Source organism: Paenibacillus sp. 23TSA30-6 (genome assembly GCF_014858585.1).
Taxonomy (GTDB): Bacteria; Bacillota; Bacilli; order Paenibacillales; family Paenibacillaceae; genus Paenibacillus.
In genome coordinates this window covers 1-14,781 of the sequence record NZ_SLTL01000056.1, presented here as the reverse complement: position 1 = coordinate 14,781, position 14,781 = coordinate 1, and the positions used below count along the sequence as shown (strand labels likewise).

Below are 14,781 nucleotides of genomic sequence, written 5' to 3'. Positions count from 1 at the left end.
TGACAACGCCTGTATCGAATCCTTTCACAGCGTTCTAAAGAAGGAACTGATTTACTTAGACCACTACAAAACCCGTCATGAGGCAAAGAAGCAGATTTTCGAGTATATTACATGCTTTTATAATGGAAAACGAATCCACTCTTCTCTGGGTTATGTATCTCCAAATCAGTATGAACGATTGTACCGAAAACCCGCTTGAAGTTCTCGACTTTGGGTGTCCATTCTATTGACAGTAGTCCACTGTGTCACTACATTAGCTTTATATAAAAGAGAAATTAGAGAGTACTTAAAGTGATGTATTCGTAGCAATACCTCATAAAAGAAAATACGATTTTTGCATTATAATACCCGATTTTGTGGAAAAAAACAAAGAAGATTGAGTACAATTTTTAAAGAATTAGATGCTTTATGAAAGCAGGGGGTAGAGTGCAAAAACGTGTAAAGCTGGTAAATACAGCAGGCACTAATTTTAATCGTACGTTCAATCGAGAGCTTGTACACCTCGTCATTCCTATCGCATTGCAGAACCTTATAGCGGCAACTGCAGTCTCGGCGGATGTTGTATTAAAAAGTCTAAAGAATATATAGTATGACTAGGAGCCAATGAATTGCGGTATACTATATCTATACTAGTGAGTCCATTACCCAGCGTCGTGAACTGGCAGATAAAATGTGTATAAAAGAGCCCAGCAGCCTAGTATTTCTGAGGATGAACTTCAATCGTTTAAAAATGTACTGAGTATATGGTTTCAAATGCTTTAAAAGAGAGAACTAAGATATTTAAGTCAGTGATTTCGCATCTTCAATAAAAGAGTGATTAACCTGAGAAAGAAAAAAGAACTTCCGTAAATGGGAAGTTCTTTTTGCCTAAAATCATTCGTTTAGCATGAAGTGGCTGATTCAAAAAAGGATTTCAGGGGATCCGAAATGTTATGTGACTGAAAGCATATAATGTTTTAAAAGACGTATATCTTCTCTTGAAACGAGTGCGAGCTTTTCAATATCTTTCGAAAACGTTATACAGCAAAGTTTAATGCTACCTGCGAAAATTAAGTTCGGTACCTGTAATGCTTCCCGCAAATAACTTATTTGCTGCATTACTGTGCAGACTGCAGGGAGGCTTTATTGGCATTTTCAACATCATTTTTACTCAATAGTAGATTGCAAACGGTAAAACCTACCGCAACTGCAATGAACATTCCCGAAATTGCATAGACAAAGTAGGGGCCGATGTATGCCGGAATACTGAAAATACTGGACAGTACATATCCGTACAAACGGACACCGAAGAAACTAATGTAGGCGGAAGCGACCGTACTGGCAATCGTGGCAGCCAAGAAGGCTTTTTTGTACTTTGCTAACACCCCGAACAAAGCGGGCTCTGTTATTCCCAGCAAGCCGGAGACGGCAGCGGAGACGATAATTGTTTTTTCTTTCGAGGTCTTCACTTTAAAATACACGGCAAAGGTTGCGCCTACAATCGAGAAGTTAGCCATACACATCATCGGCATTAACATATCGTAGCCTTGTGTTGCAAAGTTCTGCAGCGCAATTGGGGTCATGGCATGGTGCATGCCCGTAAAGACAGCTATTGGACGAATCGCACCAACAATCACACCAGCCAGAACAGGGGAGATGTCAAACAAGCCTTGAACCAGCCAAGCCAGTCCGTTTCCTAAATAGACACCGATTGGACCAATAACAGCTAAAGCCATAAATCCAGAGATAAATAGAGTCAACGTTGGTGTAACTACCGTTCTGAGCACTTCCGGAACAATCTTGTTAACCCAGCCATAAATATAACTCATCGCCCAAACGGCAAAAATAATCGGGATGACGGTTCCGCTATAGTTGAAAACAGGAATCGGGAGCAGATTAAGGAAATGAAAGGAGGATATTTCACCGGCTTTCGCCGCATCCACCATCGTTGGGAACATAATAGTTGCCGCTATGGCAATGGCCAAATACTGATTGGTCTTGAAAATCTTGGCCGCCGAGGCTGCCAGGAAGAATGGCAGGAAAGTGAACACACCGCTGGCCATCATATTTATTATTTGAAAGGTCTCACTCTTATCCGAGATGTAATGAAGTGCAGTCAAACCGGCAATAAGTCCTTTGATTAATCCCGCACCTGCAATTGCTGGTACAATGGGCCCGAATACGCCAGATACTATGTTCATGAAGAGAGTAACAAAACCTACTTTTTGCTTGCTTCCCTTCTCCTCTTCAGGACTCTGCGCATCCTTTAGCTTGAGCTCATTAGCTAGAACGGTGTAATATTCTCCGACTTTAGGACCTAGTATTATTTGAAACTGGTCTTGATTGAACTGCGCACCAAGTACTGGGTCCAACTCTTTGATTTTCATAATATCTACTTTATTTTTATCTTTCAGCTCAAATCTAAGTCGTGTCATACAATGCCAGGCGTTTTCAATATTCTCCTCACCGCCTATTCCTGCAATCATGTCCTTAATCGCTTTCTCTTTGCTCATCATAAGAATTCTCCTGTCCTAATGGATATTGGTTCCGCTTACACACTGAATAGTATCATAAAGAAACTTCTAATAAAAGCAGTCCAAAATGGTTAGTATTTCTCAAAAAAACCTTTATAACAAAGGGTTTTTATTCATTTTTTATCATAATTGGACTGATATCTTTCGTTATTCAATCGGTTTACCAAACCAAATTGATTCTTCCTTTCAAACTATGGTTCAATACTCTTAGAAATTGTAGAAAAGAGGAGAAACATGAACCCTACCATCATCACTAATGTGGAAAGCTTTATACTAAAACCTGACCGTCATAATCTGGTGGTTGTCCGGGTAAATACGGATAATGGAGTCATTGGATATGGCTGCGCCACTTTTCAGCAACGGCCCAAAGCCGTCCAGCTCGTCATAGAGGAATACCTCAGACCGATTTTACTTGGCCGTGACGCCAACCATATTGAAGACTTGTGGCATATGATGATGGTCAATTCATACTGGCGCAACGGACCTATTCTGAATAATGCAGTTTCCGGTGTTGATATGGCTCTATGGGACATTAAAGGCAAGCTCGCCGGTATGCCATTGTATCAGCTGTTTGGCGGCAAATCACGGGATGCCATTCCGGCATATACTCATGCAGTTGCTGACAATATTGAAGATCTGTACAGCGAGATCGATGGACTCCTTGAACAAGGATACAAGCACATCCGTTGCCAGCTTGGCTTCTACGGGGGGAATCCTTCACAGCTGCACTCTCCGGCCACTTCCACAGCGGGCTCCTATTATGATCAGGACGAGTATATGGAGACTACGGTCAGAATGTTTGATCTTTTGCGGGAAAAGTATAATAACCGGTTCCATATTCTTCATGATGTTCACGAGCGGTTATTCCCCAATCAGGCAGTGCAGTTTGCCAAAGCGGTCGAACCGTATAAGCCCTACTTTATCGAGGATATTTTGCCGCCGGATCAGAATGAATGGTTAGGGCAGATCCGCTCACAAACGTCAACGGCGATTGCCACAGGCGAACTGTTCAACAATCCGCTGGAATGGAGAAACCTGATTGCGGGTAGACAGATTGATTTCATCCGCTGCCATGTATCCCAAATCGGGGGAATTACACCTGCGCTGAAGCTTGGAGCATTATGCGAGGCTTTCGGGGTTCGTATCGCCTGGCATACACCATCCGATATTACGCCAATTGGAATTGCCGTCAATACACATCTCAACATTCATCTGCATAATGCAGCGATTCAGGAGAATATTCCGATTAAAGCAAACACCCGCAGCGTATTTTCGCACAATATTGACGCCATTGATGGCTATATTTATCCGCTTGATCTGCCGGGCATCGGCGTGGAGTTCAATGAGGAACAGGCAGGTGCCTTCCCGGTGGAATACCGTATGCATGAATGGACACAGGCCAGATTACCCGACGGGACGCTAATGACGCCGTAATTAAGGCGCAGCAAAAGACTCTCCGGCACAGGCGGTCAGCACGGAGAGTTTCAGGTCAATTATTAGCTGCGTATCAGAGGTTTCTTCTTTTGTGATGCTCGTTGTTGAAGGCCGTCAAGTACGTGCACTTATAGTCGACAGCCACAATTTCACTGATTTCAAAAATGGTACCGTTATTCAGTATTCCACGGCTTGAAATTTTCATTGCTGGACTTTTCTTTTTCTGCTGCAAGAACATCGCTTGTTCTTTATCAAGCGAGATTGCCTCATAAGTATTCAGGTAATGTGAGATAGTGAACTTATGCTTTTTCACAAATGACTGAATGGAATTTTCGGCATCCTTCTGTGTTAATACAGGGAATAATGTCGCAGGCAATCTCGACTGCTCAATCTGCATTGTCTGATAGTTAACGATTCTCAAGCGCTGGTACATCCACACTTCATCCTCGGCAGTTATATTAAAGATTTGCTGGTCACTAGGGGTGGAAGGAAGCTTCTGCAGCTCGATGACCTTAGACTGAATATTGGAATAAGGATTCTCTGTAAGTGAGTTGTAGATCAGCGGACTGGCTTGAATATTTTTGTTAATAAAAATACCCGAACCCTGGACAACCTTAACCATACCCATATATTTCAGCTTCTTAATGGATTCTTGTATTGTAAATCTGGAAACCTTATATTGCGCCGCCAATTCTCTTTCTGTAGGAAGCTTCCAGTCTGAATAATGTTTTTGATAGATTTTACTGAGCAGATCATGGATGACAAAGTCTCTTTTGTTCACAAGGCAGGCCCCCTATTCGTTATTTCATTGCTATTCTAACACACAGTTACAGGAGGAAAACCTATGTTTGGGTTTAAGAAAAAAAAGATAGAATCGCCTTCCATAGATATTTCATCGCCTCTCTCCGGTCAATTCTTAGCTCTGAATGAAGTTCAGGACGAAGCCTTCTCAAGTAAAGCGATGGGCGAGGGATTCGCCATCTTGCCAGATTCCGGCAAGGTCATTGCTCCTTTTGACGGCATTATCGCCCATATCATGGAAAAGAGTAAGCATGCTATTCTCATCGAGCACAAGAACGGCGTTCAATTGCTCATTCATGTTGGCATGAATACCGTTTCTCTTAAAGGAAAGGGCTTTACAGCTCATGTAAGCAACAGCGACCGGGTAAAAAAAGGGCAGCTTCTACTGGAATTTGATATCGAAACTCTCCGGGAAAACGGATGTTCTACTGTTACGCCCATCGTTGTTCCAGGAGGACAGGACACCGTCTCGCGGGTCGAGGTTGTAAGCGAGAGTAAACAACCTGAGAACGAGACGGTGTTACGTATATTTTATTAAGCTGTTCAGGGCTGCCTTGTAGCAGTTTTGAAGTCTGCATTTCATATTTTGAAAATTAAATAGGTTTTCGCTAATAATTGAGTAGGAGGGGGTAGCAAGCCCCCGTCCTCTCACCCACCGTACATGCTTGAATTCAGCAAATCTCAGAAGGATACAACAAATATCAGGTGTAACGACGTATTAAAAAGCCCTAACACATTCAAAATGGCTTTTGATCATTAGGTCTGGATTATAATGCAATAATTAAGTTGTTTTCGCTAATAATTTGATTACAGAAGTACGAATTGCTCTTGTATATATTACCATATAATATAAAAATTCTGTGTGGTATAAATAACGGTTGTACGCTGTATTACTTATAGTCCTGCCCACATACAAATAGCAGCAATCTCTTGTCACACAAGGGATTGCTGCTATTTCTCGGTCTCATTTTGAAGCTATAAACGGTCTCATTCATGCTTAAAAACAGTCCTAACTCAACTTTCGCAGCTGGAAAATCGGTTTAAACCCTTGAGAGAGTAAGAAGAATTCAATACAATTACTCGTATTGACAAAAAACACCTCGCTTGTTTGGTATCATGGAAGTGTTGAGCCCATGCCAACAAGAAAGGTGCGTAACTCTACGTTACAACAACATTCCCTGTCTGAACAGTCTCGTTTTTCTAAACTTTTCGCCACTCTCCACATCGGGAAAGCCTTACGACACGCGGGCATTTCCAAATCTTTTGGTCTTTCGAGCCTAGCGATTTTTCAAATCTTGTTCTCCTTGGTATTCGAAGGAAAGAACTGGTTTCGACTTCTGGAAAGTGACCGTGGAGCGGACCTTCCTGGCAAAGATGTCATCTATCGTTTTTTGAATTAAGCTTTTTTTGCTTGGCGCGCTTTTTGCAGACCTTAAGTCTTCGAATTGTGCAGGGTTTCGAATTGCTTATTTCATCTACACGTATACGAGTGTTCATCATGCTATTCCGTTTTGAACCGAAACCGGAGCAAAAAAGCAGAGTTTACTGGCACGAGTCTTTGACCATTCCAAGAGCAAAATTCACTAAAGGATACACCATGCTAACCCTGGGCTGGTCAGACAGTTTTAGTCTCGCTCCGCTTGACTTTGTCATGCTATCTTCAGTCAAACTTGCTAATCGGTTATGCGAAATGGCTTCGAATCTCTCCAAACGCAGTAGCGGCTACAAACGTCGAATGGAGGCCTTATCTAGGAAGCCGGATGCCGTTGTCGCCTTGCTCGAACAGGCATTGAGTGCAGGATTCACCGCTAGTCAAGGGTGTGCACTACCTACACGAATGCTTGTCCAAGACAACATTTATGATCAAGTAATTGCTCAGGTCACTCAGATAGCTAAAACTATAAAAGTAGGCGACCCATTTGACCTGAGGACTTTATCGGGACCGGTTATTAATCAGGCAGCTGTTGAGCGCATTCTTGGGATAATGAACGTGTAAAGAAAGACGGTGCACGCCTTATTACTGGAGGTTCACCACACAAGCTTGAGGGAGACCTCGCGGGAGGATACTTTTTAGAACCCACGGTGTTCGCTGATGTTGACCCACAATCCGAACTTGCTCAGTTAGAAGTATTTGGTCCTGTATTAGCTATTGTCCTCCGACAAGTGTACATCGACACAAAGTTACCTACTTAGCTTGATAAATAAAAATATAATCGCTGGTGTAGTTGATAGCTTGGGCTTATTATATTCGACAAACTCCTGAACATAGCATGGGAGTTGTATCAATTTATTTCTATCTGTTTTTCATCAGCAAAATCAGAAAGAGAGCGTCCCGAAGGGCGCTCTTTCTGGTAAAACAGGGCTGCTCAAAGGGCTAGTATCAGCTTTTGCGCCGGTAATAAGAAGGGTTCTTGCCTTCTATCGTTTTAAAGAATGGGCTAAACGCATGAATACTGGAAAATCCCAAGTTCTCGGCGATGACCGTCAGCGGTTCATTGGTGAACTGAATCATATGCCTAGCGGCGTGTGCACGCATCAATTGATGATATTGAATGGGGCTCATGCCGAAGGCCTGATAAAAAAGCCGGACCATTTAGTGTTTACTGATCCCAGACATTCTCGCGATTTCTTCCAGGCTTATTTTGCGGTTTGTATTGTTCATTAGATATTGCTTGGTGTGCATCAGGGCATGCATATTGGTCTCCACATGGGAATTGAGACTCCAATAACCCGGTGACCCGGGACCAAAAGCCTGATTACCGGCAAAATGCATACCATCGGACTCGTTCTGTCGAACCGCACTTATGATGTATTTTGAAGATTTATATTTCCTGCACTTCGCCAAGGTGCTGAAGCAGCACCTGCAGACTATGGGGTACAAGCTGATTCTGCTGGACCTTGATGAGATCTTCATGAATATCCAGATGGTGGATGGAATTATTGTAAAAGCGACCTTAGAGACGGAAAAGTTCATGCCGAGGCTCATGGATCTCAACGTTCCGGTCATCATGATCGGACGGCATAATTTATCCTACGGAGCACATATTGTCCGGATGAACGATTACTCAATGAATTATAAATAATGCAGTTGACCATGCAATTTTATACACCTAAGCCTCTCTTTATCCACTAATGATGTTCCTCTCTGGTTATATCCTCGGGTTGTTATTCAAACGCAATAGGGAACGGTTTTATCTGTTCTCTATTGTGTTGTTTAATTGATACGCAATATAAGAAACGAGATTTTCAACAAAAACATAAAAAAGAATATCAGTTTTTGTTTGATTCAGAGTATCACTCAAAGTGATTTGTGGGAGAACTACCATTTTATCTACAAGCTCTTTGTATTTACTATTGATATTCATAGTAATTAATAACACATGTCCATTTAAACTTTCTCTTTGATTAAAGAATTTACCCAGCATATTTGTAGTGCCAGATCCACCACGCATAGAGAACACAATTGTTAAATCATCTTCCTGAGCATAATTGTAAATGTCATTTAACTCTGAGGTTTGAATAGCAGATACATAAAGTCCAAGTTTTCTAAGCTTTAATTCAAGGAGCTTCCCGGGTAGAAAACTTTCTGTTACTCCTGTTACAAAAAGGTGCTTAAAAGACAAAATAAACGTGGAGAGCTCACTCATTACTTCTTTGGTCAATACATGTTCAGCTAATCCTAATAATTCTTGGTAGTGTTGAAACATTGAAGGAAGAGAGTCTGTTGTTTGGTCAAGATTGTTTTTCATCATCACATAGCGATACATCGTATATTTGAAGTCAGTATATTTTTTAAAGCCAATCTTTTTACAAAAACGTGTTATCGTGGGTTGTGAAACATCACACCACTCTGCCAAGCCTACGATACCACTACGAGCCACATAAGAAGGATCCTTTATGATTTTTTTATAGATCTTCATTTCTGTCTGTGAAAATGTATCTTTTAATAACTCCATTTGAGCAATTGGGTCCATATAAGCTCCTCCAAATAACAATATTAACAAGTGGATTTTCGTCTTTTTGAATTGAATATTTTATTCAATGAATATAATAAACATAAATATAACATACTATTCGTTTTTTTTTTGCAGATTTTTGTTAAAAAGATAACACTATCAAGTGGTTTATCACAAAAAAACATTTGCAACAGAGTGATTCTTCATATCTGTCACTGAATATTAATATTCAAAGAATAAAATAATCATGAATAAAATATATATTGAATAAATTATACGAAAGTGCTAAAATAACAACGTACCAATTGAATATGCTTACATGCATAGACATCAAAGAGTTATATCCAGATAAAGAAAGGAAGATGATCGTGGGTAGGAAGAGATTCCCGGAGAACTTTTTATGGGGAGGAGCAACTGCTGCAACTCAGTACGAAGGGGGATATGATAAAGGCGGAAGAGGTCTTGCAACCAATGACTTTCTTACCGAAGGGACAGCGGATTCACCAAGAAAGGTATCAGTCATTTTGAAAGATGGGACCAAGACATTTCTTGATCGTGAACTGGCCATACCTGAGGGCGCTGTAGGCTACATTGACGAAAACGCTTACTATCCAAGTCATAATGCAACTGATTTTTTCAGCCACTATAAAGAAGACATCGCACTATTCGGAGAAATGGGATTCAAGTGCTTTCGAATGTCTATAAGCTGGACCCGTATTTTCCCAAAGGGGGGTATTGAGGGAGAACAGCCAAATGAAGAAGGACTGCAGTTTTATGAAAACGTATTTAAGGAATGTCAGAAGTTCAATATAGAGCCTCTGGTTACCATATTCCATTTTGATAATCCTGCATACTTGGCTGATAATTTTGACGGTTGGTACGGCCGGGAAACCATCGATTGTTACTTGCGTTACTGCAAAGAAGTGTTCACAAGATACAAGGATCAGGTAAAGTACTGGATTCCTATTAATGAAATTAATGTGTTAAGGGGATATTCAAGACTTGGATGCAGAGAAGTAAGCGCCCAAGTTCGTTATCAGGCTATGCACCACTTGTTTGTTGCAAATGCTTTGGCAAATAAACTAGGCCATGAGATAAACCCGGACTTTAAAATTGGTTGCATGCTGGCACTAAGCGGAATTTATCCTGAAGACTGCAAACCAGAAAATGTTTTTGGAGCTTTGGAATATAGAAGAAGAGCGTTATTCTTCTCAGATGTCATGATGAGAGGGTTCTATCCTTCATACACGGAAGCAATGTTCGAGGACTTAGGTGTAACGATTGTTAAAGAAGCAGGAGATGATGAGCTCATTAAAGAACATCTTTCCGATTTCTTAGCGTTCAGTTATTACCGGACCAGTGTGTATCATACTGGGGTAGTTCAGAAAACCGATACAGGAGGTCAGCATGGGGCTAAGAATCCGCACCTACCCGAGACTGCATGGGGATGGCCTATTGACCCAATTGGTTTACGATATGTTCTGAATGAGCTGTATGACAGATATCAAAAACCGTTATTCATTGTTGAAAACGGAGTCGGTATGGAAGATGTAGTAGAAGTCGATGGTTCCATTCAGGATGACAACCGTATCGAATATTTCCAAAATCATATTTCAGAAATGAAAAAAGCTGTCTGTCTAGATGGTGTGGATCTATTAGGCTACACAACATGGGGCTGTATCGATCTAGTTTCATCAGGTACGGGTGAAATGAAAAAACGTTATGGATTTATTTATGTTGATCTAGACGACAAAGGAAATGGTACCCTCAAAAGAACAAAGAAGAAGTCCTTCGATTGGTACAAAAAAGTAATTCGTACAAATGGTGAGGATTTAAGTAATTAATATAACATAGAAGTGCATTCCTGCTTAAAGGATCAAAACCCTTAATAGATAAATATTACAAAGGAATGGTAAAACATGAGTTTCAAGGACAATTTCGAAAGAGTTATCTCAAGGTCGGCAGAAGCAGTAGACCAAAACAAGTACTTGTCAGTAATCAAAGCAGCCTTTTCGCAATTACTGCCATTAATTATGATCGGTTCATTTAGTACATTGCTTACAACGCTTATAGCAGACCCGAAAACTGGATTAGCCAAATGGCTTCCATTCCTAACAAATTTGAAGCCGGCATTCGATGTTATAAGTTTTGCAACAATATCATGTATGGCTATCCCACTTATCTTTCTGATTGGGTTAAGCTTGGGTAAGCGAAACGGCGTATCAGAAATTACTTCAGGAATTTTAGCAATTATTTGTTATATTCTGGTGGTTCCTAGTTTTGTAACTATGAAAGCTGAAGATGGGACAATTCTAAAAACTGCTGGATTAGCAACTTCTGCATTGGGAGCAGAAGGCCTATTGGTTGGTATGCTAGTATCAGTGTTAGCGATTGAAATATTCACTTTCTTAATGAATTTTGAGAAAATAAAGATTAAAATGCCGGATCAGGTACCTCCGATGGTTGCCACATCATTTAATTCACTGATTCCTGTATTTCTGACAACGACGATTATTGCCATACTTGGCGTATTGTTTCAGTTGGCTACGGGGAAATTTATCAATGAATTTATTTATTCTGTTGTACAAGCTCCTTTGCAAAACGTATTCCAGTCACCATTTGGTGTTGTCATAGTAATTATCGTTATGCAGCTTCTATGGTTTCTGGGTATACATGGAGGGCAAGCTACAAGTCCGATTAAGAATCCATTGATGGCGGTAGCTATTGCTGCAAACGTAGCGGCAGTGTCGCAAGGGATGGACCCAACACAGCCTATCACTTTTGGTTTTTGGCGTTGTTTTGTAGCTGTTGGTGGTGCGGGTATGATCATTTCGTTGGTGTTTGCCATTATTCTCGTTTCGAAAAGACCTGAGCATAAAACTCTTGCAAAGCTTGGATTTTTGCCATCCATTTGCGGAATTAGTGAACCATTGGTTTTTGGATTACCGCTAGTTTTAAACGTAACCTTCATTATTCCATTAGTTTTTAACTCCTGTATCTCTGCGTTAATCGCGTTATTTTCAATGAATATTGGATTCATTCATCCTAACGCTGTGGATGTGCCTTTTGGAGTTCCTATTTTATTAAATGCATTCGTAAGTTTTGGTTGGCAGGGTGTAATTGTACAAGCAGTGTGTTTGATCGTTACAACATTAGTATGGATTCCATTTGTATTGATTTCAAACAAACAGGCAAGATCAGCAGTAACTGATGATTTAGTTGCAGCTAATTAAATTATATGAGGTGGATATCATGAAAAAAATCGTTTTGTTATGTACAGCAGGAATGTCGACAAGTATGCTCGTGACCAAAATTAGAGAGGCGGCTAAAGCAGAAGGTTATGACTGCGATGTGAATGCATATCCCGTTGCTGATGCTTCATCAACTAGTAACGATGCAGATGCAATACTGTTAGGGCCGCAAGTACGCTTCCAAGAGAAAAATTTGAAGCAACTGTTTCCAGATAAGCCGATTGAGGCCATTGATATGATGAGTTACGGGGCTATGGATGGCAAAAAAGTTTTGGCTCAAGCAAAACGAATGATAGGAGAATAATGATGCAGGAAATTGAATTAGTTAGTTTTCAAATTATCTCTGCCGTAGGAACAGCACGTTCTATGTACATTGAAGCAATTCAAGAAGCCAAATCTGGTAATTTTGAACAAGCCCATGAATTAATTGCTGAAGGTGCTAAAGTTTTTGTTGAGGGCCACCGTGCCCACAAAAAATTAGTTACACAAGAGGCAAATAATGAACCTGTTAATGTTACATTATTGTTAATGCATGCAGAGGATCAGTTGATGAGTGCAGAATCTTTTAAAATCATCGCTGAAGAATTTATCGCTCTATACGAAAGAATGAAGAAATAAACATATAAATAGCTTCCATATATTTATGGAGTGAAATTGGATAGGAGAACAGCCGATATGCAAAAAACATTTAGAATCGTTGATGAAGACGGAATTCACGCACGCCCTGCGACAGCTTTGGTAAATACAGCTACAAAATTTAAAGATACTGAAATTTTTGCAGAAGCAAAAGGTAAAAAAGTAACACTTAAATCTATCCTTGGGGTTCTGTCACTGGGTCTTGATGCGGGTGATACTTTTACTCTGATCACTGAAGGCAGCGAAGAAGCTGAAGCGCTAAGCGCACTTCAAGATGTAATGGTTAAAGAAGGGCTGGGAGAGATTCATGAGTGAAATTTCAGGAATCGCGGCTTCAGCAGGTATTGCCGTAGCCCGTGCATTTATCCTGGAACATCTGGATTACACAATTACAAAGACTGCCGTAAGCGATGTTGAATCCGAAGTGGCCAAGCTGCAGAGCGCTCTGAAGAAATCCAAGGGCGAACTGTGGGCATCAAGGAACGAACACTTGCTGAGCTGGGCGAGAAGAAAGCTGAGATTTTTGAATCTCATCTGCTGATTCTTGAAGATCCTGAGCAGATCAGTCCTGTAATGGATAAAATCCGTGAAGAAGCGGTTAATGCAGACTATGCTCTAAATGAAGTAGCGACTCAATTCGTAGAAATGTTCGAGAATATGAAAAGCGCGTACCTGCAGAACGCGCAGCTGATATGCGCGATGTAACCAAGCGAGTACTGAACCATCTGCTGGGCATTCATTACATCAGCCCTGCTGAGATCAGCGAAGAAGTGATCGTCATCGCACAGGATTTGACGCCTTCCGATACAGCGCAGCTGAACCGTAACTTCGTTAAGGGCTTCACAACGAATATCGGCGGACGTACTTCACACTCGGCGATTATGGCCCGTTCTTTGGAAATTCCGGCGGTTGTCGGTACCAAAAACGTGCTGTCCCTGGTTAAAGCCGGCGATCTGGTCATTGTGGACGGATTGAGCGGCAATGTGCTGATCAATCCTAGCGATGCCGAAGTGGCAGAATATAAAGCGAAGCAGGATGTGTACGATCTGCAGATTGCCGAGTGGAAGAAGCTCCGCGATGAAGCCACCGTATCTGCTGACGGCAAGCATGTAGAGCTGGCTGCCAACATTGGTACCCCTAACGATGTGACGGGTGTCATTGAGAACGGCGACGAGGGCGTAGGTCTGTACCGTACCGAATTCCTGTACATGGGCCGCGACAAGCTGCCTTCTGAAGAAGTTCAGTACAATGCTTACCGCACTGTGCTGGAGAATATGAACGGCAAACCGGTTGTTGTCCGCACGCTGGATATCGGCGGCGACAAGGAGCTGCCGTACCTGGAGCTTCCGAAGGAAATGAACCCGTTCCTCGGATTCCGGGCCATCCGCCTGTGTCTGGACCGTCAGGATATTTTCCGCACCCAGCTGCGTGCTTTGCTGAGAGCAAGTGCCCACGGCGATCTGCGGATCATGTTCCCGATGATTGCTACACTCGGTGAATTCCGTGCAGCCCGCGACCTCCTGCTTGAGGAAAAAGCGATGCTGCGTGAAGAAGGCAAGGAAGTTTCCGACAACATCCAGCTCGGCATCATGGTAGAGATTCCTTCTACTGCGGTACTGACTGACCAGTTCGCCAAGGAAGTTGATTTCTTTAGCATCGGAACAAATGACCTTATTCAATATACAATGGCTGCCGACCGTATGAATGAACAGGTATCCTACCTGTACCAGCCATACAATCCGGCAATTCTGCGTCTGGTCAAAATCGTGATCGACGCGGCGCATGCTGAAGGCAAATGGACCGGCATGTTCGGTGAAATGGCCGGTGATTCCACCGCAATTCCACTGCTGCTTGGTCTGGGTCTTGATGAATTCAGCATGAGCGCTACCTCCATTCTGCCGGCGCGTAGCCAGATAGCAAAGTTATCCAGTATCGACATGAAGGAGTTAGCATCCAAAGCACTGCAGCTTAGTACCGCTGAGGAAGTTGCAGCTCTTGTTCAAGAACTTAAGTAGAATCTAGGAATTCGTTTTCGTTTACACTCTTTGAACACTTTTCCGCATATTTTGCCGACTTTCTTGTGAGAGTTGGCCTTTTTTTATCTTAGATATAACTATATAGAACGCAATTAATAAGCTACCAAATTCACTTCAACCGCCAAATCGGGTAATAAAGGGTAACTCACCACAA

At 41.7% G+C, this 14,781-nt stretch carries 13 protein-coding genes and 3 pseudogenes; 12 read left to right on the top strand and 4 right to left on the bottom strand.

Annotation, left to right across the window (positions count from 1 at the left end; all coding sequences use genetic code 11):
• Nucleotides 1-199: IS3 family transposase (locus E0698_RS25565; protein ID WP_192513351.1), on the top strand; the 199-nt coding region annotated here is incomplete at its 5' end.
• A gap of 898 nt (nucleotides 200-1,097) precedes the next feature.
• Here the strand turns inward: E0698_RS25565 and E0698_RS25560 are convergent.
• Nucleotides 1,098-2,492: a PTS transporter subunit EIIC gene (locus E0698_RS25560; RefSeq protein ID WP_192513350.1), complete on the bottom strand. Its 1,395-nt coding sequence runs from the start codon at nucleotides 2,490-2,492 to the stop codon at nucleotides 1,098-1,100.
• 255 nt (nucleotides 2,493-2,747) lie between these two features.
• On the opposite strand from E0698_RS25560, the gene E0698_RS25555 reads away from it, so the two are divergent.
• Entirely contained in the window at nucleotides 2,748-3,947 is a 1,200-nt protein-coding gene (locus tag E0698_RS25555; protein ID WP_192513349.1) for an enolase C-terminal domain-like protein, read from the top strand.
• A gap of 73 nt (nucleotides 3,948-4,020) precedes the next feature.
• On the opposite strand, the gene E0698_RS25550 is transcribed toward E0698_RS25555, so the two are convergent.
• Nucleotides 4,021-4,728 (bottom strand): GntR family transcriptional regulator, encoded by a 708-nt coding sequence (locus E0698_RS25550; RefSeq protein WP_076112612.1) that lies wholly within the window; start codon nucleotides 4,726-4,728, stop codon nucleotides 4,021-4,023.
• A 63-nt stretch (nucleotides 4,729-4,791) separates the two neighbouring features.
• On the opposite strand from E0698_RS25550, the gene E0698_RS25545 reads away from it, so the two are divergent.
• The 3 genes and pseudogenes from E0698_RS25545 (at nucleotide 4,792) to E0698_RS27770 (ending at nucleotide 6,941) form a co-directional block, all read left to right on the top strand.
• Nucleotides 4,792-5,286, top strand: coding sequence for a PTS sugar transporter subunit IIA (locus E0698_RS25545; RefSeq protein WP_192513348.1), 495 nt, complete (start codon nucleotides 4,792-4,794; stop codon nucleotides 5,284-5,286).
• A 595-nt stretch (nucleotides 5,287-5,881) separates the two neighbouring features.
• Nucleotides 5,882-6,558: pseudogene (locus E0698_RS27775) on the top strand (IS4 family transposase); the annotation flags it as partial.
• A 27-nt stretch (nucleotides 6,559-6,585) separates the two neighbouring features.
• Nucleotides 6,586-6,941: pseudogene (locus E0698_RS27770) on the top strand (aldehyde dehydrogenase family protein).
• Between the two features lie 187 nt (nucleotides 6,942-7,128).
• Here E0698_RS27770 and E0698_RS25535 read toward each other — a convergent pair.
• A complete protein-coding gene (locus tag E0698_RS25535) occupies nucleotides 7,129-7,341 on the bottom strand; it encodes a helix-turn-helix domain-containing protein (RefSeq protein ID WP_273043256.1) in 213 nt (70 codons plus the stop codon).
• A gap of 211 nt (nucleotides 7,342-7,552) precedes the next feature.
• Between E0698_RS25535 and E0698_RS25530 the strand changes: the two genes are divergently transcribed.
• Nucleotides 7,553-7,831 carry a hypothetical protein gene (locus E0698_RS25530; RefSeq protein WP_238354155.1) on the top strand — a complete coding sequence of 93 codons (279 nt, stop codon included), beginning with the start codon at nucleotides 7,553-7,555 and terminating at the stop codon, nucleotides 7,829-7,831.
• Between the two features lie 108 nt (nucleotides 7,832-7,939).
• Here E0698_RS25530 and E0698_RS25525 read toward each other — a convergent pair whose 3' ends face one another.
• Nucleotides 7,940-8,722, bottom strand: coding sequence for a MurR/RpiR family transcriptional regulator (locus E0698_RS25525; RefSeq protein WP_192513346.1), 783 nt, complete (start codon nucleotides 8,720-8,722; stop codon nucleotides 7,940-7,942).
• Between the two features lie 344 nt (nucleotides 8,723-9,066).
• On the opposite strand from E0698_RS25525, the gene E0698_RS25520 reads away from it, so the two are divergent.
• The 6 genes and pseudogenes from E0698_RS25520 to ptsP all read left to right on the top strand — a co-directional run bounded on the left by E0698_RS25520 (nucleotide 9,067) and on the right by ptsP (nucleotide 14,606).
• Entirely contained in the window at nucleotides 9,067-10,548 is a 1,482-nt protein-coding gene (locus E0698_RS25520; RefSeq protein WP_202895078.1) for a glycoside hydrolase family 1 protein, read from the top strand.
• Nucleotides 10,549-10,623: 75 nt separating this feature from the next.
• On the top strand, nucleotides 10,624-11,937 hold the full coding sequence (locus E0698_RS25515; protein WP_192513345.1) for a PTS sugar transporter subunit IIC: 1,314 nt from the start codon (nucleotides 10,624-10,626) through the stop codon (nucleotides 11,935-11,937).
• 19 nt (nucleotides 11,938-11,956) lie between these two features.
• Nucleotides 11,957-12,259, top strand: coding sequence for a PTS sugar transporter subunit IIB (locus tag E0698_RS25510; RefSeq protein ID WP_192513344.1), 303 nt, complete (start codon nucleotides 11,957-11,959; stop codon nucleotides 12,257-12,259).
• 2 nt (nucleotides 12,260-12,261) lie between these two features.
• On the top strand, nucleotides 12,262-12,573 hold the full coding sequence (locus tag E0698_RS25505; protein ID WP_192513343.1) for a PTS lactose/cellobiose transporter subunit IIA: 312 nt from the start codon (nucleotides 12,262-12,264) through the stop codon (nucleotides 12,571-12,573).
• A 57-nt stretch (nucleotides 12,574-12,630) separates the two neighbouring features.
• Entirely contained in the window at nucleotides 12,631-12,906 is a 276-nt protein-coding gene (locus tag E0698_RS25500; RefSeq protein ID WP_192513342.1) for an HPr family phosphocarrier protein, read from the top strand.
• Nucleotides 12,899-14,606 (top strand): annotated as a pseudogene (gene ptsP / locus E0698_RS25495) (phosphoenolpyruvate--protein phosphotransferase). The gene E0698_RS25500 and the pseudogene ptsP overlap by 8 nt, the downstream one beginning before the upstream one ends.
• Nucleotides 14,607-14,781: the final 175 nt, after the last annotated feature.